Here is a 20,915-nt window from a genome sequence, read left to right on the forward strand (position 1 = left end):
CAGGCTGGCCGGCGCCGCAAATGAAAACGGGAAGCGATCGCAAGGATCAGCTTCCCGTTCAGACTAGCACAGCCGCACCAATGTGCGACTTGTGCATGGCTCAGTCATCTTCGACTGGCTTGTTCTTTTTGGGCATGTTCACACCCAGTTGCTTGAGCTTGCGGTAAAGGTGGGTCCGCTCAAGGCCGATACGCTCTGCCACGCGGCTCATGTTGCCGCCCGAAAGCTCGATCTGGCGTTCCAGATAGAACTTCTCGAACTGGTCACGCGCCTCACGCAGCGGCAGGTTCATGTCCACCGCAGACAGCGCCGGTGCCGGTGCGGAAATCTGCACGGCAGAGGTCTCTACGCTGGGCGAGAACTGCGACAGGATGCGCGATACCGGATTGATATCGATTTCACCATCGCGACAAGAAAGCGCCAGGCTTTTCACGACGTTCGTGAGCTCATCCAGGTTACCCGGCCAGTCTTGCTGGGCCAGCAACTGCAGCGCGTTATGGCTGAAGCGGCGGGCACCCAGCTTGTGTTGGGCCACCGTGTCGGCAAGGATGGTCTCTGCCATGCGCGGGATGTCTTCCTTGTGCTCACGCAGGGCAGGCACCGGGACAATCCATTGCGACAGCTGGCGAAAGAGTTCCGGGTCCAGATCAGCGCTAAGCTGATCCAGCGGACGGCTGGAGGCCGACACCAGACGCACTTTCATTTTTTCCAGCTTGCCCAGCACCGACTTCAGGCCCGCTTGCGCACGGGTATCCAGATACGCCAGATCACGCAGGAACAGCGTGCCACCCGTCGCCTTGTTCAGCAGCTCCTGGGGGGCCAGCGCGAACTCTTCGTTGGAGTAGGGCGCCACAAACGGCTTGCCATCCGGATTGACGTAACGGGCACAGTACTCAAAGCCCACGCCCGGCGGGCCGATCAGCAGTACCGGCGCAGTTTGTGCCTGTGCTGCCTGCAGCATGCGGGTCAGTTCGCGGATGTGCTCGCTCTCGCCCAGACGGGCCAGCGTCATGACCGGACGCGGCGCTTCTTGCTGCATGGTGACCGCGCGCTTGACCGCAGCGAGCAGCTTTTGCAGGCCGATGGGCTTTTCCAGAAAGTCCAGCGCGCCGATACGCGTGGCTTCCACCGCGGTATCGATCGTGGCGTGCCCCGACATCATGATGACCGGCATGGTGAGCTGGCCATTGCGCGCCCACTCTTTGAGCAGGGTTACGCCGTCGGTATCGGGCATCCAGATGTCCAGCAAGACCAGCCGCGGTTGTGCCTGATTGCGCAACCGGCGCGCGGCTTCGGCGTTTTCCGCCACCGCAACGCTATAGCCTTCGTCCTGCAGAATCTCGGACAGCAATTCACGAATGCCGATCTCGTCATCAACTACCAGAATATCCTGACTATGCAACTTCATTCCTCCGCCAGCGGCAGATCAATACGAACCCAGGCTCCGCCAGTTTCGCGGTTTCCGGCCTGAATGCGGCCGTGATGTTCGTCGATAATTTTTTTCACTATCGCCAATCCCAAGCCCGTACCTTTTTGTTTTGTTGTGATGTACGGTTCAAAAACCCGAGGCAGTATATCGGGTTGAAAGCCGTTTCCGCTGTCTTCAACGACTAGTCTGGCAAATTTATCGGTTTTTTCGGTCCGGACGCAAATTTGTGGCGTTCGTACCGCACCTTCCGCCGTCTGTCCGCTTTCCTGGGAATGGATGGCATCTTGTGCATTCTGCAGCAAATTGTGGATCACCTGGCGTAAATGGGTCGCATCGCCATCCACAGTCAGTGCGCCTTCGCTTGTATCTTCATATTTCACCGGCGCGGCTTCATACAGTACCAGCACTTCGCTCAACAGCTGTCGTAAATCCAGCGCTTTTTTCTTGCCCGTGGGTTTGCGGGCGTAATCGCGGAAGGCATCGACCATCTGTTTGAGGGCCGCCACCTGTTTTACGATGGTTTGAGAATTGCGGCTGAGCAAGTCTTTTCCGCTCTGGTCCAGCTTGTCGGCCAGTTTGAGCTCCATGCGCTCGGCGGCCAGCTGGATCGGGGTCAGCGGGTTCTTGATTTCATGCGCCAGGCGACGCGCCACTTCGCCCCAAGCAGCGTCACGCTGGGCCGAGATCAGATCGGTGATGTCGTCGAACACCACCAGGTAACCAGTGCGGCTCTCGCCCACGGCAAGGCGGGTGCCACGAATTTGCAGGATGCGCTTCTGGTCTGCCACCTCTACCGACTTCTGCCAGTGTTCTTCGCGGCCGGCAAAGCCCAGCATGACTTCATCGCACAGCGCCATCAGTGCCGGGTACAGCTCGTGCCAGCGCGGCAGCGCCAGGCTGCCCAGCTGCAATGGATCAATGCCCAGAATGCGCAGCGCGCTCTGGTTGGCAGAGGCCAGGGTCCAGCCGTCATCAAACGACATCACGCCGGCAGTGAGCGAGCCCAGCATTGCTTCCAGATAGGCGTTGGCGGCCTCTTGTTCGGCCTGGTGCTGCTCCAGCGCAGAGCGGGCGTCGGCCAGCTGACGCGTCATGCGGTTGAACGAGTGCGTGAGAATACCCAGTTCATCCCGGCTAATGACGGGCTGGCGCTGCGAATAGTCGCCCGACGCCACCGCGCGCGTGCCTTCGGCCAGCACTGACAGCGGCGCGGCCAGTTTGTCAGACAGGTAAATCGCCAGCGCCACCGCGCCCAGCAAGGCCATTAACAGGGCCAGCGTCAGCGTCAGGCTGTAGATGAGCTTGAGGCCCTGCCGTGATTGCGAGAGCTGTTTGTAGTCGGCCCGCACCTGTTCGACCAGCTCGGCATCGGCGGCGAGTGTGTGATCAACCGGTTGCCGTAGCTGCAAGATCCGTGTTCGCTCTGATAGCCCGGTGTCATGCACCGGCATCAGTACGCGCATGGTCAGGCCTTTATCGGCGTCGGTTTCCAGCTGTTTGAGTGGCCCGAACATGGCGGCCCGCAACTGGCTGCGTTCTGGCACGCTGGGAAAGAGCCCCGCGTTTTCATTGCCGATATGGGCAATGGTCTGGCCGGTTTCGTCAAAGACGCTGACTTCCTGCACACCAATCTGGTCACGCAAACGGGTCAGGCGCGACAACAGCGCGGTGCCGTTTTCGTCGTGGATATCCAGTGCGATCACCCGCGCCTTGCGCAAGAGATCGTTCTGCTGGAAATCAATGGCGTTGTGGCCCAGGTTCAGGCCGCGATCGAGCGCGCCCTCCACCCGCACGTCAAACCAGGTCTCGATCGACCGGTTCAGGAACTGCACCGACAGCGTATACACCAGCGCGCCTGGCAACACGGCGACCAGCGAGAACATCAACACCATGCGCAAGGTCAGCCTTGAGCCAAACACCTTGTGTTTGACCTTCTGGACCAGCTGCATCAAGCGCACGCCGACCAGCACGATCATGGCCAGCAGCATCAGCGCATTGATGGTCAGCAGAACGGTGTAGTACTTGGCAAACGCTGAAGTGTTGCCTGAGGCCGTGGCCAGCAGGAACAAAAGAATGGTGCCTAAAGAGGCGAGAATGACCAGTGCGCGACGCATTTACTTGCCGTCCTCGCCACCATGCAGCCCGACCTCCGTCCAGCTGGACTCCAGTTGCCAGTCGCTGTGGCCAAGGGCAGTCAGCTGCCAGGTCTTGGGCAGTTGGGATACATCCAGCTTGAGCCGCATGCGGCCGGAAAAATCGCTCTTGTCCTGGGCAATGGACGTGTCTTGCAATACCGCCCAGGCCCGCAGCACGCCCAGCGCGGCCAGCGCTTCATCCAGCGTGTTGAAACTGCGGTAGAAACTGCCCAGGTGCAGGCGATACTGGCGCGACAGCGCGTGATAGCTCAAGCGATAGGTGAGCGTGGCGGTGGGAGAGAACCAGTCCGCCACCTGGCGATACCAGGAATACATGCGCGGCCGGGTGAGCTGGAACTCATACACAAACGGCAACGACAAGCCGTTGAGCAGCGCATCTTCCAGGGCAGGGGAAATGCTGATTTTGTAATTGGCGGAGATTTCGACCTGATTGTCGCCCCAGCTTGACGAGGTCTGCTGGGCCTTGATGCCGCCGTTGTCCGCCCAGGCGGCCGAAAAACCGGCCGACAGGGCCAGCCACAAGACAAAGAGCCCGCACCAGCGGCGCAGGCTACTGAGCTTGTTTCTGGAAAAGGGCGTAGTAAAAACCATCGTGCTCCGGATTCGGCAAAAGCTGCCCTTCTGAGGCGGCTTCCAGTGTCACCGGCAGCCGCAGGGCATCCGGCGTTCTGGCCGCAAAGGCCGCGGCCTGCTCTGCGTTTTCTGCCGGGAATATGGAGCACGTAGCATAGAGGAGTTTGCCGCCCGGGGCTACCAAACCCCACAGGGCGTCGAGCATTGCGGCCTGTTGTTGCGCAAACTGGACAATATCGCCCGCCCGGCGCAGCCATTTGATATCCGGGTGGCGGCGTGCCACGCCGGCCGCAGAACACGGTACATCGGCCAGGATCCGGTCGAACGGTTTGCCGTCCCACCAGCTTGCCGGCAGGCTGGCGTCGCCGGTCTTGAGCGTCGCACTCAAACCCAGCCGCTTGAGGTTGTCCGCGACGCGGGACAGCCGCTGGGTATCGGCGTCAATCGCCGTCAGGTCAAGCTGTGCCAGTTCCAGCAGGTGGCCGGTTTTGCCGCCCGGTGCCGAACAGGCATCAAGCACGCGCATGCCGTCAGCGACATCCAGCAAGCGTGCCGCCTGCTGCGCGCCCCAGTCCTGCACCGACAGCAAGCCATCGTAAAAACCAGGAATACGGTCGACGCCGATCGGGTGGCGCAGCTGGATGGCGGTGTCGTCCAGCGCTTTGGCTTCGATGCCGGCCTCTTGCAACGCCGCCATGGCAGCGTCCAGCGAGCTGCGCCGGCGGTTCACGCGCAGCGTCAGCGGCGGGTGGGTGTTGTTGGCCCCCAGGATGTTTTCCCAGTCGCGCGGGTAGGCTTTTTTCATGGCGTCGATCCACCAGGGCTGGTGCGACCATTTGCCATAAGGCGTGCTGCGTGACTGGTTCAACAGTTCATCGCGCCGGCGCAGAAAGTTGCGCAACACCGCGTTGACCAGGCCCTTGCCCATGCCGGTGCCGGTATGCGACGCCACTTTCACCGCGTGATCCACTACGCTGTAAGGCGCGGCGCGGGTGAACTGGAGCTGGTACAGACACACCAGCAGCAGTGATCGCAAGGCCGACTCATGCAGCGGTTTGTTCAACAACTGCTTGAGCGTGCTGTCGAGCAAACCGAGGTGGCGCAACGAGCCGTAGCTCAAGTCCTGGATGGCGCCGCGTTGTTGCGGGCGCAAATCGGGTTCTTCGCGCCAGATACGGGCCAGCGCGTCGGTGAGGGTTTGCCCGGCAAGCACTGCGTCGAGCGCTTGCGAGGCAAGTTTCTGGGTTGCAAACACTTATCTGAAATCCGTCTGGTTCTGGCCACGCGCCATGGCATACAGGCGCGCGACACGTTCTTCCGTGCTGGGGTGGGTGCGGAACAAGGACGCCAGCCCACCGCCATGCAGCGGGTTCATGATCATCATCTGGGCGGTTTCCGGATGCTGTTCTGCGGTGTACATCGGAATGCCCGAGGCATAGGCCTCGATTTTCTTGAGCGCATCGGCCAGCGCCTGCGGGTCGCCGGAAATCTTTGCGCCACCGGCATCAGCCGCAAATTCGCGTGAGCGTGAAATGGCCATCTGGATCAGCGAGGCCGCCACGGGTGCCAGAATGGCGACTGCAATGCCGACAATCGGGTTCACCGGGCGGCCGTGTTCGTCACGCCCGCCAAAGAACATGGCGAAATTGGCCAGGGCCGAGATCGCACCGGCCATGGTGGCCGAGATGGTCGAAATCAGGATGTCCCGATGCTGGACGTGCGCCAGTTCGTGCGCCATGACGCCACGCAGTTCACGCGCAGTCAGGACGCGCATGATACCGGTGGTGCAGGCGACTGCGGCATTTTCCGGATTACGGCCCGTGGCAAAAGCGTTGGGCTGGTCCTCTTCGATCACGTAGACCTTGGGCATGGGCAAGCCGGCACGGCCCGCCAGTTCGCGCACCATGGCCACCAGTTCAGGCGCGGTGGTGTCATCCACAAGATGCGCGTTGTACATGCGCAAGACCATCTTGTCCGAGTTCCAGTAGGCAAACACATTCATGCCGCCCGCAAACAAGAGGGCGAGCAACATGCCTTTCTGGCCGCCAATCATGCCGCCGATCACACCAAAGAGCGCCACGATGGCTGCCATCAGCAACGTGGTTTTCATCCAGTTGTTCATTGATTCCTCATCAGGATTACCGCCGGCGGGCGCCGGCTTCAATCAATAGATTGTCGCCGGCAAGAATAATTCAACGCGCTTGTGAAACATGCACAATGCCCGCCCGTTCACCTGCAAAATCAGGCGGCAGCGCCCAGTACGTCGCCCGTGGCAATGCCTCCGCCCGCCACCAGCGCAGCGGCGTCCATGCGCTTGCCGCCGGCTTTCTGGACTTCCAGCAATTTGAGCGCGCCCTCGCCCGTGGCAATGACAAGACCGTTCTTGTCTGCCTGGATCACCTGGCCTGGCTGGCCGTTGCCGCTTGCCGGTTCGGCCCGCCAGATCTTGAGGGCTTCGCCCGCCAGCGTGGTCTGGGCCGAGGGGAACGGGTTGAACGCGCGGATCATGCGATCAAGCTGGCCCGCGCTGTGCTGCCAGTCGATCTGCGATTCTTCCTTGCGCAGTTTTTCGGCATAGGTCACGCCGGCTTCAGGCTGTTTTTGCCGCGCTGCCTGCAGTTGCGGCAGGTTGGCGACGGCCGCAACTACCGCGCTGGCGCCGGCTACGGCCAGTTTGTCATGCAAGGTGGTGGCGTTGTCGTCGGCGGTGATGGCCACGTGATGCATGCTCAGCATGTCGCCGGTATCAAGACCGGCATCCATCTGCATGATGGTGATGCCGGTCTGGGCATCGCCCGCCAGAATGGCGCGCTGGATCGGCGCCGCGCCACGCCAGCGGGGCAGCAGCGAAGCATGAATGTTCAGGCAGCCGTGACGCGGCATATCCAGCACCGCTTGCGGCAAGATCAACCCGTAGGCCGCCACGATCATCAGGTCTGCCCCAACCGCAGCGACCGGGGCTTGTTGCTCCGGCAGGCGCAGTTTTTCGGGCTGATAGACCGTCAGGCCATGTTGCTGCGCCAGTTGTTTGACCGGCGATGCGGTCAGCTTCATGCCGCGCCCGGACGGGCGATCGGGCTGGGTGAGTACCAGCGCAATTTCATGACCCGCATCAATCAGGGCCTTGAGGGCGGCAGCGGCAAAGTCCGGCGTTCCGGCAAAAATCAGTTTCATGGGCAGCAGGTTCTACAGGTTCAAACTTCAAAAAAAAGAAACGCCGCCAGAGGGCGGCGCTGGTGACCGTTGTCCGATAGCCACAATCAGCCTGACCGGTGCGCGGCCCGCTGGCTACGGCCGTCGGGGGCTTACATCACCTTGCGTTCGTTCTTTTTCAGCTTCTGGACGATGCGGTTCAGCTTCAGGCGCGAAAGTTTTTCAACAAATACTTTGCCTTCCAGATGATCCATTTCATGCTGAATACAAATGGCCAGCAAACCATCGGCCTCAAGCTCGAATTCTTTGCCAGACTGATCCAGTGCGCTGATCTTCACGTGCTCAGCCCGATCCACTTCTTCATAAATGCCCGGCACGGAAAGGCAACCTTCTTCAGATTTGACCTTGCCGTCCATCTCCAGAATCCGGGGGTTAATCAGGACGAGTAAATCGTCTTTGGATTCAGAAATATCAATGACGATAAGACGTTCATGCACATTGACCTGTGTTGCTGCCAGCCCGATGCCTGGTGCGGCGTACATCGTTTCCGCCATATCATCGACAAGCTGTTGCAGCTTTGCATCAAAAACGGTGACGGGTTTTGCAATTGTGTGCAAACGTTCATCGGGATAATGCAGGATATTCAGAATTGCCATGTTTGCTTGCGGCTCAAAAAGTTTATATGCAGAATCTACGCGGCTTTTGAGCCTGAGTAGAAATCAACGAAGAAACAGTCTTTCCCTGTCAGACAATCAAATTGGCTGTCTGACGTGGACAAATGGGTTCACGTTGGCCGTCCCGGAAAATATTGTCCGGCCCTTCCGGATCAACCGGAGCAGATGAGTATGACCACCATGCGTAAAACAATTATATCGCTTCTTTTTGCCCTCAGTGGCGCGGCCGGCGTTGCACATGCCGATACGCTGGCCATGCAGGACAATGCGCCTGACCGCTACGTCGTGGTCAAGGGCGATACCCTGTGGGGCATTTCCGGACACTTCCTCAAGCAGCCGTGGCGCTGGCCGGAAATCTGGAACCTCAACCGTGAACAGATCAAGAATCCGCACTGGATCTACCCGGGTGACGTGGTGGTGCTTGACCGCTCTGGCGCAACGCCGCGCCTGAAGCTCCTCAAGAATGAACGTGCGGGCTCTAACGGCGAAGTCAAGCTCTCGCCGCGTATTCGTGCCAGCGATCTGGATAACGACGCCGTTCCAAGCATTCCGCTGACCTCCATCCAGCCGTTCCTGAACAAGCCGCTGGTGGTGGAAGAAAACGAACTGCTGACCGCGCCGCGCGTTGCTGCCGGCCCGGATGACCGCGTGGTGTTTGCCGTGGGCGACAAGATTTACGCCGTGAACATGCCCGATCCGAAGGTCGGTGACGTGTATCAGGCCTTCCGCCCGGCCCAGCCGCTGTTTGACCCCAAAGACCCGGACCACAAGCGTGTGATCGGTCATGAAGTCACCTATCTGGGCGACGTGGTGGTTGAGAAGCCGGGCCAGGTCGTGACCTTGCGCGTGAAGACCAGCAAGGAAGAAATCGGCATTGGCGCTCGCCTGGTGAAGGCCAATGAAGCGCAATACCTGAACTACGCCCCGCATGCGCCGGATCGCGATGTGCATGGTCTGGTCGTGTCTGCCTATGGCAGCGTGGCTGAAGCCGGCCCGATGACCACGCTGGTCATCAACCTGGGCGCTGGCGACGGCATGGACGTGGGTACCGTGCTGGCGACCTGGAAAGCCGGGCGTCCGATCAAGAAAGAGTCAAGTAACGAGCCGGACCTCTTCACGCCGAACGAACGCACTGGCAACCTGTTCATCTACCGTGTCTTCCCGCACTTCTCGTACGGGTTGCTGCTTGATAGCACAGAGCCGGTCAATGTTGCCGACGAGGTCACCAATCCTTGATATCTGACGACGCGGACGCAGCCTTGTGGCTGCGGTTCGCGCTAGTGCCCGGCATCGGGCCACGCCGCCAGTCCAGCCTGCTGCAAGCGTTCAGAACGCCGCAGGCCGCACTGGCGGCTTCTTTTTATGACGTGTGCAATGTGCTGGGCGACAATCAGGCCGCGCGCGTCTGGTGTACCGCGGCAAGCGCGCCGCCTTCTGAGACCATGTTGCGCACACGGGAATGGCTGGACGCACCCGGGCACCATCTGCTGACACTGGCCGACGATGCCTGGCCGGCCAGCCTGCTTGATCTGCCCGACGCCCCGGCGGTGCTGTTTTGCATGGGTAATCTGGCGCTGCTCAAACAGACCTCGCTGGCGGTGGTGGGCAGCCGTAACGCCACGCCCCAGGGGATCGAGCATGCCGAGCGCTTTGCGGCGGCGGTCAGTGATGCGGGCATCGGCATTGTCAGCGGTCTTGCTGCCGGGATCGACGCTGCCGCGCACCGCGGCGGGCTGGCCGGGCCCGGTCGCACCATCGCCGTCATCGGCACGGGCCCGGAGCGCGTTTATCCGGCATCCAACCGGGCGCTGGCGCACCGGATTGCCGCTGAAGGCGTGATCGTGTCGGAGTTCGGCGTGGGGACCGAACCCAGGGCGGGTCATTTTCCGCGGCGCAACCGTTTGATCGCAGCGTTGGGCAAAGGGTGTCTGGTGGTGGAGGCCGCGTTGCAAAGTGGCTCGCTGATTACCGCTCGTCAGGCCAATGAGATGGGGCGGGACGTCTTTGCCATTCCAGGCTCGATTCATTCGCCGCAAGCGAAGGGCTGCCACCAGTTGATCAAACAAGGGGCACGCTTGACCGAGAGTGTGCAAGACATTCTGGAGGAACTGGGCTGGGACAGTGGCCCGGTGCAAAAAGGCCTGACGCTGCTTGATCCGGCGCCCTTGCCGCAAGGCGAAGAGGGTCAGGTGCTGGCGGCGACAGGCTATGACCCGGTCACCGTTGACGAGCTTGCAACCCGCTGCGGCTTGACGGCAGACCGACTGTGCGCAATCCTGCTTGGTCTGGAATTGCAGGGGGCGGTTCTGGCCTTGCCTGGCGGCCGTTTTCAACGGCGCGCCTGACGGGTCGGAAGCCAGGAAGGCTTGAATTGCCGTTGCACTGCCTTCAAATTCCGGATACAGATTTAAAAAAGAAACGCATCAAGGCCCGATTCATACAATGCTGGAAGTACTCGCTTACCTTTTTGAACAGTTCTACCACACCGAGGGTGAGCCCGACGTGTCGCTGCTGGCTTCGCGCCTTGCGAGTGCCGGATTCGAGCAGGACGACATTGGCGAGGCCATGGGGTGGCTGGCCGAACTGAACCGTATCGATACCACGCGCTATGCCGCGCTGGGCGATATGCTCGGCCGTCATCTGCATCCGGAAGAACTGGCCCGGTTTGACGAGGAAGCGCTGGATTACTGGATGTACCTGACCAGTGCCCGCGTTCTTGGCCCGGCGGAGCGCGAAATGGCGCTGGACCTGGTGATGCATGCCGCGCCCGGCGAGATTTCGCAAGAGCGGCTACAGTTGATCGTGCTGATGGTGGTTTGGCGAAAGCGCGACGAACTGTCTAATCTCTTGATCGAAGAGATCCTGTTTGGCCGCGAAGGCCTGACACAGCACTAAGCGCACAACGCGCACTGGCCGATCCGGCCGTTTTCAATCTCGAAGAAACAATAAACGTTACGGCCTACCATGTCCGCAAACTTGCTGATTGTCGAATCGCCGTCAAAAGCGAAAACGCTGAAAAAATATCTGGGCCCGGATTTTGAAATCCTGGCCTCCTACGGTCACGTCCGTGGTCTGGTGCGCAAAGATGGCTCGGTCGATACCGAGCACGACTTCAAGATGAAGTACCAGATCATCGACAAGAACAAAAAGCACGTCGATGCCATTTGTTCTGCCGTCAAAGACGCCCAACACGTCTATCTGGCAACTGACCCGGACCGCGAAGGCGAGGCGATTTCCTGGCACATCATGGAAATCCTCAAGGACAAGAAGCTGACCGGCAAGGATCGCACCTTCAAGCGTGTGGTGTTCCACGAGATCACCGAAGCCGCCGTGAAGGCCGCCGTGGCCAACCCGCGTGACATTGACGACGATATGGTCGATGCCCAGCAGGCCCGCAGCGCGCTGGATTACCTGGTGGGTTTCAACCTCTCGCCGCTGTTGTGGCGCAAGGTGCGTTCCGGCCTGTCTGCCGGCCGTGTGCAAAGCCCGGCGCTGCGCCTGATCTGTGAGCGCGAGACGGAAATCCGGGCGTTTACTGCCCAGGAATACTGGACGATCCATCTGGATAGCCACAAGGCCCGCAGCAAGTTCGGCGCGCGCCTGTCTGCCTGGCAAGGCAAGAAGCTCGACCAGTTTGATATTCCCGACGAAAAGGCCCAGGCCGCCATCCTGACCGCCCTGCAGGGCAAGGATGCCAAGGTCGCGAACGTCGAGAAGAAAAAGAAATCGCGCAGCCCGGCCGCGCCATTCACGACCTCCACCTTGCAACAGGAAGCCGTGCGCAAGCTGGGCATGACTACTGACCGAGCCATGCGCACGGCGCAGCAACTGTACGAAGGTGTCGATGTCGGCCAGGGTACGGTCGGTCTGATCACCTATATGCGTACTGACTCGGTTGCGCTGGCGAATGAGGCGCTGGACGAAATCCGCGGCTTTATCGACAGTCATTTCGACAAGGATTACCTGCCGTCCGCGCCGGTCGTGTACAAGAACAAGGCCAAGAATGCGCAAGAGGCGCACGAGGCCATTCGCCCGACGTCCATCCTGCGCACGCCTGAAGCGGTCAAGCCGTATCTGTCGGCCGACCAGTTCAAGCTTTACCAGATGATCTGGAAGCGTACGCTGGCCTGTCAGATGACCCCGGCCCGTTTCGATACGGTGGGTGTGGATATCGAAGTGGGTGCTGAGGCCGTGTTCCGTGCTTCTGGCCAGACCCTGGTGTTCCCCGGCTTCATTGCCGTGTACCAGGAAGACCAGGACGATGTGGAAGACGACGAAGAAGGCGAAGCCCGCCTGCCGGCGCTGGAAGCCGGTGAAGTCCTGCCTATCGACAAGCTTTTTGGCGAGCAGCATTTCACGCAGCCGCCGCCGCGTTACTCTGAAGCCAGTCTGGTGAAGTCACTGGAAGAGTTCGGCATTGGCCGTCCTTCCACTTACGCTTCCATCATCAAGACGCTGAAGGATCGCGAATACGTTGATCTGGACAAGAAGCGGTTCATCCCGACCGATACCGGCGAGGTGGTGAACAAGTTCCTGACAGATCACTTCACGCAGTACGTGGATTACAACTTCACGGCGCGCATGGAAGACCAGCTGGACGATATCTCGACCGGCAAGCGCGAGTGGGTGCCGGTGCTGGATGAGTTCTGGAAACGTTTCCATGAACAGGTCGTGGAAAAACAATCGCTTTCCCGCAAGGAAGTAACCCAGGAAGAACTGGACGAATTGTGTCCAAAATGTGGCAACAAACTTGCCATTCGTCTGGGCAAGCGCGGCCGTTTCATTGGCTGCACCACCTATCCGGAATGCGATTACACCCGCAATCTGAACGAAGATGCCGACACCGCCCCGACCGAACCGGAAGTGGTAGAAGGCCGGGTTTGCCCGGAAGACGGCGGCCAGTTGCTGATCAAGAGCGGCCGTTACGGCAAGTTCATTGGTTGCGCCAACTACCCCAAGTGCAAGCACATCGAGCCCCTGGAAAAACCCAAGGACACCGGCGTGGAATGCCCGCAGTGCCACAAGGGAACGCTGACCGAGAAGAAGAGCCGCTACGGCAAACTGTTCTACTCGTGCTCCACTTATCCCAAGTGCACCTACGCCACCTGGAACCCGCCGATTGCCGAGCCTTGCCCCAAGTGTCACTGGCCGGTGCTGACGCTGAAAACCACCAAGCGGCGCGGTGTGGAAAAGGTCTGCCCGCAGAAAGAGTGCGGTTTTGCAGAACAGGTCTCTCCGCCAGACGCGAATTGACGCGGCGCGGGAACCAAGCCAGACTCTCGGTAATACCGATACTTACAAAACCGGCCCTCGTGACACGCGACGGCCGGTTTTCTCTTGCTACCCGTAAGAATCTGTTCAGCGTCTGCTGCCACAATGGGCCAGGACGACAAACAGGTTGAATGAGTCTTTGATGGTTAACCCGGAACGGCCCGAGCCGGTGGTTGACGCTGCAATGCGCAGCGAACACACCCTTTGCCTGGCCTATTTTGATGCGCTTGAACGTGTAGTACCGCAGTTGCTGGCCGACGCAGATCAACCCGATCTGACCGCTGTGCTGGCCGTTGTCGGGCAAACTGCGCGTGCCAGCCTCGCCAGTCTGTATCTCAATCCGCAGGGTGAGCAGGATCATGCCCGCCTTGTGGCCGTCTGGCGTGATCCGGGTTGCCGCATTGCTGAAGTCACGCCCGATTACCTGCGGGTGATCGACTACACCGCCTTTGCGTTCCTGACCGATGCACTGCAAACCGGCCGCCAGCTTGATGTAGCGCTGCCAGAACTGCCGCTGGCAGAGCAGATGTGGCTGGCGCAACTGGGTGCCCGCCGTCTGTTGAGCATTCCGCTGCATGATCGTGGCGAGCTGACCGGTTTTATCTGCTTGCTGGATGAAGGCGAAGACTGCCAGCGCAGCACGCAGGAATTGCGTTTCCTGAACATGCTGGGCACGCATATTGGCCAGGCGCTGCTTCGCCGCAAGCTGCAAAGCGGCCTGGCGGCGTCTGAATCGCGCATGCAGGCGCTGGTGGGTACGACGGGCGACATGGTGTTTGAAGTGCGCGCCGATGGCCGCATTGGCAATGCCTGGTCTGGCCACCCGGCGCTGGCTGCCGCCACCACCTTGCCTGGCCGCACCCTGGCTGATGCCTTGCCAGCCGGGCTGGCTGCGCAGATTGGCAAAGCCTTGCCCGTGGCCCGGGTCATGCAGCGCGTGCAGTCGTTCAACTGGTCTTTACGCCATGGCGGCGCTCTGGTGTGGTTCCGCGTTCGCGTACAGCCCATTGCGGGCAGCGAGGGCGGTTCGGTTGTCCAGGTGCACGACATGACGGCGCACATGGCCGACAGCCAGCGCCGGCAGAATCTGCTCGATACGCTCAATCTGCTGGAAGAAGCGATTCTTGACCTGACGCCCACGCATGAGCTGACCGAGTGCAGCCCGGCCTGGGCCGCCTTGCGCGGCATAGAACCGCGTGAAGCGCAGCGTGATGTCGGCAAGCGCTTGTTCACCTGGATATTCCCGGACGATGCCCCGCAAGTGACGCAGGCGCTGGCGCAATTGCCGGCGTGTCACGGCAATGTGGCGCCGGTGCGTTTCCGCCTGATGCAGCACAGCGGCGAGTTCCTGTGGGTCGAAGCCCGCCTGCTGCCGCGGTTTGACGAAGACAGCCAGCTGGCAGGCGTGCGTGTGGTGCTGCGCGATGTCACCGTGGCGCACGTCAGCGAACAACACATTACCCAGCTGGCGCTGTATGACGGACTGACCAAGCTGCCCAACCGCTTGATGCTGGATGACCAGCTGGCCAGCGCCATTGAGCGCGCCCGGCGCAACAACACCAAGGTGGCGCTGGGCTTCCTGGATCTGGATCAGTTCAAACAGATCAACGATGCCTTTGGCCACCGCACTGGCGACCAGTTGCTGGTGGGCCTGGCGCAACAACTCAAGAGCGTGCTGGGCGAGCAGGATATTCTGGCGCGCTGGGGCGGCGACGAGTTTGTGGTGCTGATGCCGGATGTGACCGACACCAATGCCCTCAAGGAGCGCGCCGAGCGTTTGCGCAGCATTACGCGCCAGGGCCTGGCGCTGGACGGGCTGGATGCCCGCCCGACCGTGAGCGCCGGTTTTGCCGTGTTCCCGGATAACGCCAGTTGTGGTGAAGACCTGCTGTCCGCCGCCGATCACACCATGCACCACGCCAAACACGTCGGCCGCAACACGGTGTGTTTCTACGGCGACTTGCTGCACATGAAGTCGCTGGGCCGTGAACATGTGGCCATTCAGGCCCGGCTGGCCGACGCCATCCGCCAGAACCGGCTGCAGGTGTTCTACCAGCCTATCGTGCGCTCGCGGGATGGCGAAGTCTTCGCCGTCGAGGCGCTGGCCCGCTGGCAGGATGAAAAGAACGGCTGGATCAGCCCGGAGCTGTTCATCCCGATGGCCGAGAAAGTCGGCCTGATTCAGGAATTGTCAGACGTGGTGGCGGCGCAAGCGTTCTCCCGCCTGCGTGAATGGCGTGATGCCGGCCTGACCCAGCGTCTGATGCTCAATATCTCACGCAGCCAGTTGTTTGCGCCGGAATTTGTCTCCGGCATGCTCGATATGCTGCTGCAGTACCGTTTGCGCCCGCAAGACGTGATCCTGGAGATCACGGAGTCCGTCGCGCTGACCGATTACTCGCGCCAGCTCAAACACCTGCGCCAACTGGCCGCAGCGGGCTTCCAGCTGGCGATTGATGACTTTGGCACCGGTTATTCTTCGCTTTCGCAATTGCACGAAATGCCGGCGGCGCTGATCAAGGTGGATGTCTCGTTCGCCCAGCGCCTGAACACCGAAGAAGGCCGCCGCGTCATGCAGGCCATCATTCAGTTGGCGCAAGGGCTGCAACTGCAGACCATTGTCGAGGGCGTCGAGTCGGTCGAGACCGCACGTTTCCTGCAAGGCATGGGCGTGGATTACCTGCAGGGCTTTCACTTCAGCGAGCCCGTACCCAGCGGCGTGGCCGAACTGTGGATGCGTCTTGGCCTGGCCAACAAGGCCTGACGCACCCCCGCCCATGCTCTAGCTGTACAACGGCGGCCGTTTGCTGCTGCGGATCTGCTCAGAGAGCGCGCGCAGCACGGCCGGCGGTGCGCGCCCGACCAGCACATAGCTCACATTGTTGCTGCGCCAGGTCAGCATGGTCTGGTTCTCATCCGTCTTTTCCTGCACGTTCTTGTCTGGCCGGTTATCAGGCGCGGCGCAGAGCGCCACCGGGTCGCCCGACGTCGGCAGATACACCATCTGGATCACCGGTTTGTCGTTATAGCGCAGGCGTTGCACGCGCTTGAACTCGAAATGCAGGTCGTTGAGGTCAGGAATGCGCACCGCCAGGTGATCGCGCGTCCTGGCGTCTTCCAGCGTGCGGGCAGACAAGGTGGCGTCGTCCTGCACGTTCACCAGCGTATCGCGCACGTACATCTCCTGGTATTGCGCCACCGCGTTGACCCACGGCCCGTCGCTATCGGCCGCGCTTTCCCAGTAATGCACGCCGCCCAGCGCGCACAGCGCACCGGCAAAGAAAGCACTGGCCAGCCGCGCGGTCTGCCAGCGCGCCGGCTGGCGACCCGTTAACGGGGGCATGGGCGCGGCGCGTTCACGGCTGGCCTGGGCCAGCACATGAATGCTGGTGCGCAGGCTGGCAGGCACTTCAGGCTGGGCCTCGCTGGCAAAGGCCTCGGCATAAGGCAGGCGCGATGCGGCAAGGGCCTGGGCCGTTGCCATGGCATCGGGCGATTCGGCCACCAGGCGGGCGACTTCATCGGCATCGGCGGCAGATAATTCACCGTCCACCCAGGCCATGAGCAGGGCTTCGTTCAGTTTCATGGCCGGACCCCCTTGGGCAAGCGTTGTGGCCGGGTGATGGCAAAACGTTCCCCCAGCGTGATGCGGGCCCGGGCGAGGCGGCTCATCACCGTGCCGATCGGAATATCCAGCGCCACGGCCGCCTCCCGGTAACTCAGGCCCTCGACGGCAACCAGCAACATCACCACCCGTTGCGGATCGGGCAGGGCGCCGACGGCGTTGATGATCTGTTGATGCAGCATCTCGTTTTCCGGATCGCCAGCGCGAGGATCGGGTAACTGGTCAAAGGCCTCGTCCTGCCATTCTGCCGCGCTGCCCGCCCGCACTTTGCGGGCGCGGACTTCGCTGATCCAGATTGAATACATGATGGAGAACAACCACGACAGCGGCGAAGTGCCTTCCTGCAACTGGTGCGGCCGCTCCAGCGCCCGCACGCAAGCGCGCTGGACCAGGTCTTCTGCATCATGGCGATTGGCGGTCAGGCGCAAGGCAAAGCGCCACAGCCGCGGCAAAAGCGACGGAATCAGCCGGGATAAATCTTCGTCGAGCATCGACTGGTGTCCTGCATGGGCACAATAAGCGGGAATGTATCGGATAACGGCCCGGCCACCGGTTTATTCCAGAAGCATGCAAAAAAAATGTTGTGGAATAAACGCAGCCCTCCTGGCGTTTGTGATGCAGATGGCCACCATGGCCAGGGAGACCGCCATGAAACGCAGCATGATCAATGTAACCCTGATGGCAGTATTGCTTGGCGCCAGCGGGCTGGCATGGAGTTCCGGTGGTGGCGGAGGCGGCGGCGGGCAGTCTGTGCCGACCTCGGCCATGGCAAGCCGGATCAAGGCCAGACTGGACGCCCAGGACTGGCAAGGCGCGCTGTCCCTGCTGGACGAAGCGCGCCAGCAACAGCCACGCAACGCCGACTGGTGGAACTACACCGGCTACGCCCAGCGCCACCTGGGCCACATGCCGGAATCTTTTGCCGCCTACGAACAAGCCCTGCGACTTGACCCCAAACACCTGGGCGCACACGAATACCTGGGCGAGGCCTACCTGCAGGATAACCAGCCAGAAAAAGCCAAAGCCCAACTCGCCCAACTGCAACAACTATGCGGCGAATGCGAAGAATATGAAGACCTGGAAAAAGCGCTGGCCGAGTACACCGCCAAACATCCAGGCTAGGTATTTATGCCCCAGCCAGCGTCGTCGCATCACCAGCGTTGGCGTTGGTTAGCCGGAGGGCTGCAAATTGGCCGCTCCACCTTGGCGCCTCACAAATCAAAAGAGCCCGGCCAAGCCGGGCTTTTCACTGACATTCACCTCATAACGAGGCAAGTCAAAGATCAGGCAATCAGAAGTCGCTGGAAGGCCGGTATACCCCCGCCCGCGCACCACGCCATTCCTCTCCATCCGCGTGACTGCGTGCCAGCACCACCGCCACAAACGGCCCCCTCGCGGCGGCGAGGGCGGGGGGAGCCGGATTGCTACAAATCGATCGCCCCACCCTGGCGCCCCACCAAAACAAAGAGCCCGGCTAAGCCGGGCTCCTCACTGACATTCACCTCATAACGAGGCAAGTCAAAGATCAGGCGATCAGAAGTCCATGCCGCCCATACCACCCATGCCGCCGCCAGCCGGCATGGCCGGAGCGTCATCCTTGGGCAGTTCTGCAACCATCGCGTCGGTGGTCAGCAAGAGACCGGCAACCGATGCAGCGTGTTGCAGGGCAGAGCGGGTCACCTTGGCCGGATCCAGCACGCCGATCTCAACCAGATCGCCGTACTCGCCAGTGGCGGCGTTGTAACCGAAGTTACCCTTGCCTTCCACAACCTTGTTCACGACCACGGACGGCTCGTCACCGGCGTTGGCCACGATCTGGCGCAGCGGGGCTTCGATGGCCTTCAGCACGATCTTGATACCGGCGTCCTGATCGGCGTTGAAGCCTTTCAGTTCGCCCAGGTTGGCACGAGCGCGCAGCAGGGCAACGCCACCGCCGGCCACAATGCCTTCTTCCACAGCGGCGCGGGTAGCGTGCAGTGCATCTTCCACACGGGCCTTCTTCTCTTTCATTTCAACTTCGGTCGCAGCGCCAACCTTGATCACGGCAACACCGCCGGCCAGCTTGGCCACGCGCTCTTGCAGCTTTTCACGGTCGTAGTCGCTGGTGGCTTCTTCGATCTGCTTGCGGATCTGGCCAACACGCGCCTTGATGCTTTCTTCGTTGCCGTTGCCATCGATGATGGTGGTGTTTTCCTTGGCCACTTCGATGCGCTTGGCTTGACCCAGCAGTTCCAGGGTGGTCTTTTCCAGCGTCAGGCCAACTTCTTCAGCGATCACGGTACCGCCAGTCAGAATGGCGATATCTTCCAGCATGGCCTTGCGACGGTCGCCAAAGCCCGGCGCCTTGACAGCAACAGTCTTCAGAATGCCGCGGATGTTGTTCACAACCAGGGTAGCCAGCGCTTCGCCATCGACATCTTCAGCAATGATCAACAGCGGGCGGCCCGACTTGGCCACTTGTTCCAGCACCGGCAAGAGGTCACGGATGTTGCTGATCTTCTTGTCGAACAGCAGCACAAACGGGTTGTCCAGCAGGGCGATCTGCTTTTCCGGATTGTTGATGAAGTACGGGGACAGGTAGCCGCGGTCAAACTGCATACCTTCCACAACGGCCAGTTCGTCTTCCAGACCCGAACCGTCTTCAATGGTGATCACGCCTTCCTTGCCGACCTTGTCCATGGCTTCGGCAATCTTCGCGCCCACGGTTTCATCGCTGTTGGCAGAGATAGAACCAACCTGGGCGATTTCCTTGTTGGTGGTGGTCGGCTTGGCGATCTTCTTCAGTTCTTCAACCAGGGCTACAACAGCCTTGTCGATACCGCGCTTCAGGTCGGTCGGGTTGAAACCGGCGGCCACATACTTCAGGCCTTCGTTCACGATGCCTTGTGCCAGCACGGTCGCGGTAGTGGTACCGTCACCGGCCACGTCGGAGGTCTTGGAAGCCACTTCCTTGACCAGTTGGGCGCCCATGTTTTCGAACTTGTCTTTCAGTTCGATTTCCTTGGCAACGGAAACACCATCCTTGGTGATGGTCGGGGCGCCAAAGCTGCGCTCCAGCACCACGTTGCGACCCTTCGGGCCCAGCGTGACTTTAACGGCATCAGCCAGAATGTTTACGCCAGCAACCATGCGGGAGCGTGCGGAATCGCCAAATTTGACTTCTTTTGCAGCCATTGTGGATTACTCCTGAATCTTGTTTGTGTGGCCAGAACTGGCCAGACTGAAAACCGGGGTTCGGGTGAGCCTTAGGCTTCAACCACGCCGAAGATGTCTTCTTCGCGGACAACCAGCAATTCTTCGCCGTTCACTTTGACGGACTGGCCGCTGTACTTGCCCAGGATGACCTTGTCACCCACCTTGACGGACAGCGCGCGCACTTCACCGTTATCCAAGAGCTTGCCGGTGCCGATCGCAACGACTTCGCCCAGATCCGGCTTTTCGGCGGCAGCGCCCGGCAACACGATACCGGATGCGGTTTTTTCTTCAGCCTCAACACGCTTGATGACTACGCGGTCATGCAAGGGACGGATCTTCATCGTTTATTCTCCTGAGAAATCAATGCCTGAAAGTTCAGGGGCCAGCGCCCAGCGCGGCCCGTTAGCACTCTCGGCTAACGAGTGCCAATAATAGGGATGGGAACCTGGGTTTTCAAGGGGAGAAAGGTTAAATTTCTGTTGGGCTGTGTCGTCTTCCACTCAATTCTGTAGTTACGTCAAAAAGCTGTAGTCCCGCCAATCTAGGCCCGATCAGGGTTTGTGGCCCATGCCCACTTCTGGACGACCGATGAACGGCCACTTAATTGGGTTTTTGTCCCTGCCTTTTCCTTTCTAAGATGAGTCGCTCGAAGAGGGTTTCTCAGTTCCCGCTCGAACCCGTTCTCCCCCATGCCTCCTACACGATGTTCGACCCTCTCGGCCTAACACCATGGAATTGAATTTCCACACAGGTGTTTTTTGCTGTCTTCCCCGGGTTTAACCAAGAAATAAAAATCAAATATTGGGTAGTCAGTATTTTCCCTTTGTTTTCTAAAATAA

Annotated in this window: 17 protein-coding genes; 6 read left to right on the forward strand and 11 right to left on the reverse strand. The window is 60.5% G+C overall.

Annotation, left to right across the window (positions count from 1 at the left end):
• Window positions 1–100: 100 nt before the first annotated feature.
• From IEX57_RS12145 to def, 7 genes are all read right to left on the reverse strand, one after another.
• Window positions 101–1,408: a sigma-54-dependent transcriptional regulator gene (locus tag IEX57_RS12145; RefSeq protein ID WP_308433869.1), complete on the reverse strand. Its 1,308-nt coding sequence runs from the start codon at window positions 1,406–1,408 to the stop codon at window positions 101–103.
• Complete coding sequence (locus IEX57_RS12150; protein ID WP_188704639.1) at window positions 1,405–3,543, reverse strand: sensor histidine kinase; 2,139 nt, start codon at window positions 3,541–3,543, stop codon at window positions 1,405–1,407. Before IEX57_RS12150 ends, IEX57_RS12145 begins: the two co-directional genes overlap by 4 nt.
• Window positions 3,544–4,176 (reverse strand): DUF4390 domain-containing protein, encoded by a 633-nt coding sequence (locus tag IEX57_RS12155; protein ID WP_188704640.1) that lies wholly within the window; start codon window positions 4,174–4,176, stop codon window positions 3,544–3,546. It abuts the gene before it with no gap.
• A complete protein-coding gene (gene rsmB / locus IEX57_RS12160; protein ID WP_188704641.1) occupies window positions 4,136–5,413 on the reverse strand; it encodes a 16S rRNA (cytosine(967)-C(5))-methyltransferase RsmB in 1,278 nt (425 codons plus the stop codon). The genes IEX57_RS12155 and rsmB overlap by 41 nt, the downstream gene beginning before the upstream one ends.
• Window positions 5,414–6,268 carry a zinc metalloprotease HtpX gene (gene htpX, locus IEX57_RS12165; RefSeq protein ID WP_229708997.1) on the reverse strand — a complete coding sequence of 285 codons (855 nt, stop codon included), beginning with the start codon at window positions 6,266–6,268 and terminating at the stop codon, window positions 5,414–5,416.
• A gap of 131 nt (window positions 6,269–6,399) precedes the next feature.
• Entirely contained in the window at window positions 6,400–7,332 is a 933-nt protein-coding gene (gene fmt, locus IEX57_RS12170; RefSeq protein WP_188704643.1) for a methionyl-tRNA formyltransferase, read from the reverse strand.
• Between the two features lie 131 nt (window positions 7,333–7,463).
• Complete coding sequence (gene def, locus IEX57_RS12175; protein WP_188704644.1) at window positions 7,464–7,967, reverse strand: peptide deformylase; 504 nt, start codon at window positions 7,965–7,967, stop codon at window positions 7,464–7,466.
• Between the two features lie 198 nt (window positions 7,968–8,165).
• Between def and IEX57_RS12180 the strand changes: the two genes are divergently transcribed.
• The 5 genes from IEX57_RS12180 to IEX57_RS12200 all read left to right on the forward strand — a co-directional run bounded on the left by IEX57_RS12180 (window position 8,166) and on the right by IEX57_RS12200 (window position 16,020).
• The gene (locus IEX57_RS12180; RefSeq protein ID WP_188704645.1) at window positions 8,166–9,221 is read left to right on the forward strand and encodes a LysM peptidoglycan-binding domain-containing protein; all 1,056 of its coding nucleotides are present in this window, start codon (window positions 8,166–8,168) and stop codon (window positions 9,219–9,221) included.
• A 23-nt stretch (window positions 9,222–9,244) separates the two neighbouring features.
• Window positions 9,245–10,330 (forward strand): DNA-processing protein DprA, encoded by a 1,086-nt coding sequence (gene dprA / locus IEX57_RS12185; protein WP_229708998.1) that lies wholly within the window; start codon window positions 9,245–9,247, stop codon window positions 10,328–10,330.
• A 97-nt stretch (window positions 10,331–10,427) separates the two neighbouring features.
• Window positions 10,428–10,880, forward strand: coding sequence for a DUF494 family protein (locus IEX57_RS12190; protein WP_188704647.1), 453 nt, complete (start codon window positions 10,428–10,430; stop codon window positions 10,878–10,880).
• Between the two features lie 69 nt (window positions 10,881–10,949).
• The gene (topA, locus tag IEX57_RS12195) at window positions 10,950–13,238 is read left to right on the forward strand and encodes a type I DNA topoisomerase (RefSeq protein ID WP_188704648.1); all 2,289 of its coding nucleotides are present in this window, start codon (window positions 10,950–10,952) and stop codon (window positions 13,236–13,238) included.
• A gap of 160 nt (window positions 13,239–13,398) precedes the next feature.
• Entirely contained in the window at window positions 13,399–16,020 is a 2,622-nt protein-coding gene (locus IEX57_RS12200; RefSeq protein ID WP_188704649.1) for a sensor domain-containing phosphodiesterase, read from the forward strand.
• An 18-nt stretch (window positions 16,021–16,038) separates the two neighbouring features.
• On the opposite strand, the gene IEX57_RS12205 is transcribed toward IEX57_RS12200, so the two are convergent.
• Both IEX57_RS12205 and IEX57_RS12210 read right to left on the reverse strand, forming a co-directional pair.
• Complete coding sequence (locus IEX57_RS12205; RefSeq protein WP_188704650.1) at window positions 16,039–16,842, reverse strand: anti-sigma factor; 804 nt, start codon at window positions 16,840–16,842, stop codon at window positions 16,039–16,041.
• Window positions 16,839–17,372, reverse strand: a complete 534-nt coding sequence (locus tag IEX57_RS12210; RefSeq protein ID WP_188704651.1) for an RNA polymerase sigma factor — start codon at window positions 17,370–17,372, stop codon at window positions 16,839–16,841. The genes IEX57_RS12205 and IEX57_RS12210 overlap by 4 nt, the downstream gene beginning before the upstream one ends.
• Before the next feature lie 157 nt (window positions 17,373–17,529).
• Between IEX57_RS12210 and IEX57_RS12215 the strand changes: the two genes are divergently transcribed.
• Entirely contained in the window at window positions 17,530–18,003 is a 474-nt protein-coding gene (locus IEX57_RS12215) for a tetratricopeptide repeat protein (protein ID WP_188704652.1), read from the forward strand.
• A 411-nt stretch (window positions 18,004–18,414) separates the two neighbouring features.
• Here IEX57_RS12215 and groL read toward each other — a convergent pair whose 3' ends face one another.
• Complete coding sequence (groL, locus tag IEX57_RS12220; RefSeq protein WP_188704653.1) at window positions 18,415–20,055, reverse strand: chaperonin GroEL; 1,641 nt, start codon at window positions 20,053–20,055, stop codon at window positions 18,415–18,417.
• Window positions 20,056–20,126: 71 nt separating this feature from the next.
• Window positions 20,127–20,417, reverse strand: a complete 291-nt coding sequence (locus tag IEX57_RS12225) for a co-chaperone GroES (protein ID WP_188704654.1) — start codon at window positions 20,415–20,417, stop codon at window positions 20,127–20,129.
• Between the last annotated feature and the right edge of the window lie 498 nt (window positions 20,418–20,915).

Source organism: Silvimonas iriomotensis (assembly GCF_014645535.1).
GTDB classification, from domain to species: domain Bacteria; phylum Pseudomonadota; class Gammaproteobacteria; order Burkholderiales; family Chitinibacteraceae; genus Silvimonas; species Silvimonas iriomotensis.

What these genes read in the sequence shown, in the direction of transcription:
- IEX57_RS12215 (WP_188704652.1), top strand. Translation starts at nt 17,530, where the DNA reads ATGAAACGCAGCATGATCAATGTAACCCTGATGGCAGTATTGCTTGGC.
- IEX57_RS12145 (WP_308433869.1), bottom strand. Translation starts at nt 1,408, where the DNA reads ATGAAGTTGCATAGTCAGGATATTCTGGTAGTTGATGACGAGATCGGC.
- IEX57_RS12205 (WP_188704650.1), bottom strand. Translation starts at nt 16,842, where the DNA reads ATGAAACTGAACGAAGCCCTGCTCATGGCCTGGGTGGACGGTGAATTA.
- fmt (WP_188704643.1), bottom strand. Translation starts at nt 7,332, where the DNA reads ATGAAACTGATTTTTGCCGGAACGCCGGACTTTGCCGCTGCCGCCCTC.
- groL (WP_188704653.1), bottom strand. Translation starts at nt 20,055, where the DNA reads ATGGCTGCAAAAGAAGTCAAATTTGGCGATTCCGCACGCTCCCGCATG.
- topA (WP_188704648.1), top strand. Translation starts at nt 10,950, where the DNA reads ATGTCCGCAAACTTGCTGATTGTCGAATCGCCGTCAAAAGCGAAAACG.
- IEX57_RS12225 (WP_188704654.1), bottom strand. Translation starts at nt 20,417, where the DNA reads ATGAAGATCCGTCCCTTGCATGACCGCGTAGTCATCAAGCGTGTTGAG.
- IEX57_RS12190 (WP_188704647.1), top strand. Translation starts at nt 10,428, where the DNA reads ATGCTGGAAGTACTCGCTTACCTTTTTGAACAGTTCTACCACACCGAG.
- IEX57_RS12200 (WP_188704649.1), top strand. Translation starts at nt 13,399, where the DNA reads ATGGTTAACCCGGAACGGCCCGAGCCGGTGGTTGACGCTGCAATGCGC.
- def (WP_188704644.1), bottom strand. Translation starts at nt 7,967, where the DNA reads ATGGCAATTCTGAATATCCTGCATTATCCCGATGAACGTTTGCACACA.
- IEX57_RS12155 (WP_188704640.1), bottom strand. Translation starts at nt 4,176, where the DNA reads ATGGTTTTTACTACGCCCTTTTCCAGAAACAAGCTCAGTAGCCTGCGC.
- IEX57_RS12180 (WP_188704645.1), top strand. Translation starts at nt 8,166, where the DNA reads ATGCGTAAAACAATTATATCGCTTCTTTTTGCCCTCAGTGGCGCGGCC.
- htpX (WP_229708997.1), bottom strand. Translation starts at nt 6,268, where the DNA reads ATGAAAACCACGTTGCTGATGGCAGCCATCGTGGCGCTCTTTGGTGTG.
- IEX57_RS12150 (WP_188704639.1), bottom strand. Translation starts at nt 3,543, where the DNA reads ATGCGTCGCGCACTGGTCATTCTCGCCTCTTTAGGCACCATTCTTTTG.
- IEX57_RS12210 (WP_188704651.1), bottom strand. Translation starts at nt 17,372, where the DNA reads ATGCTCGACGAAGATTTATCCCGGCTGATTCCGTCGCTTTTGCCGCGG.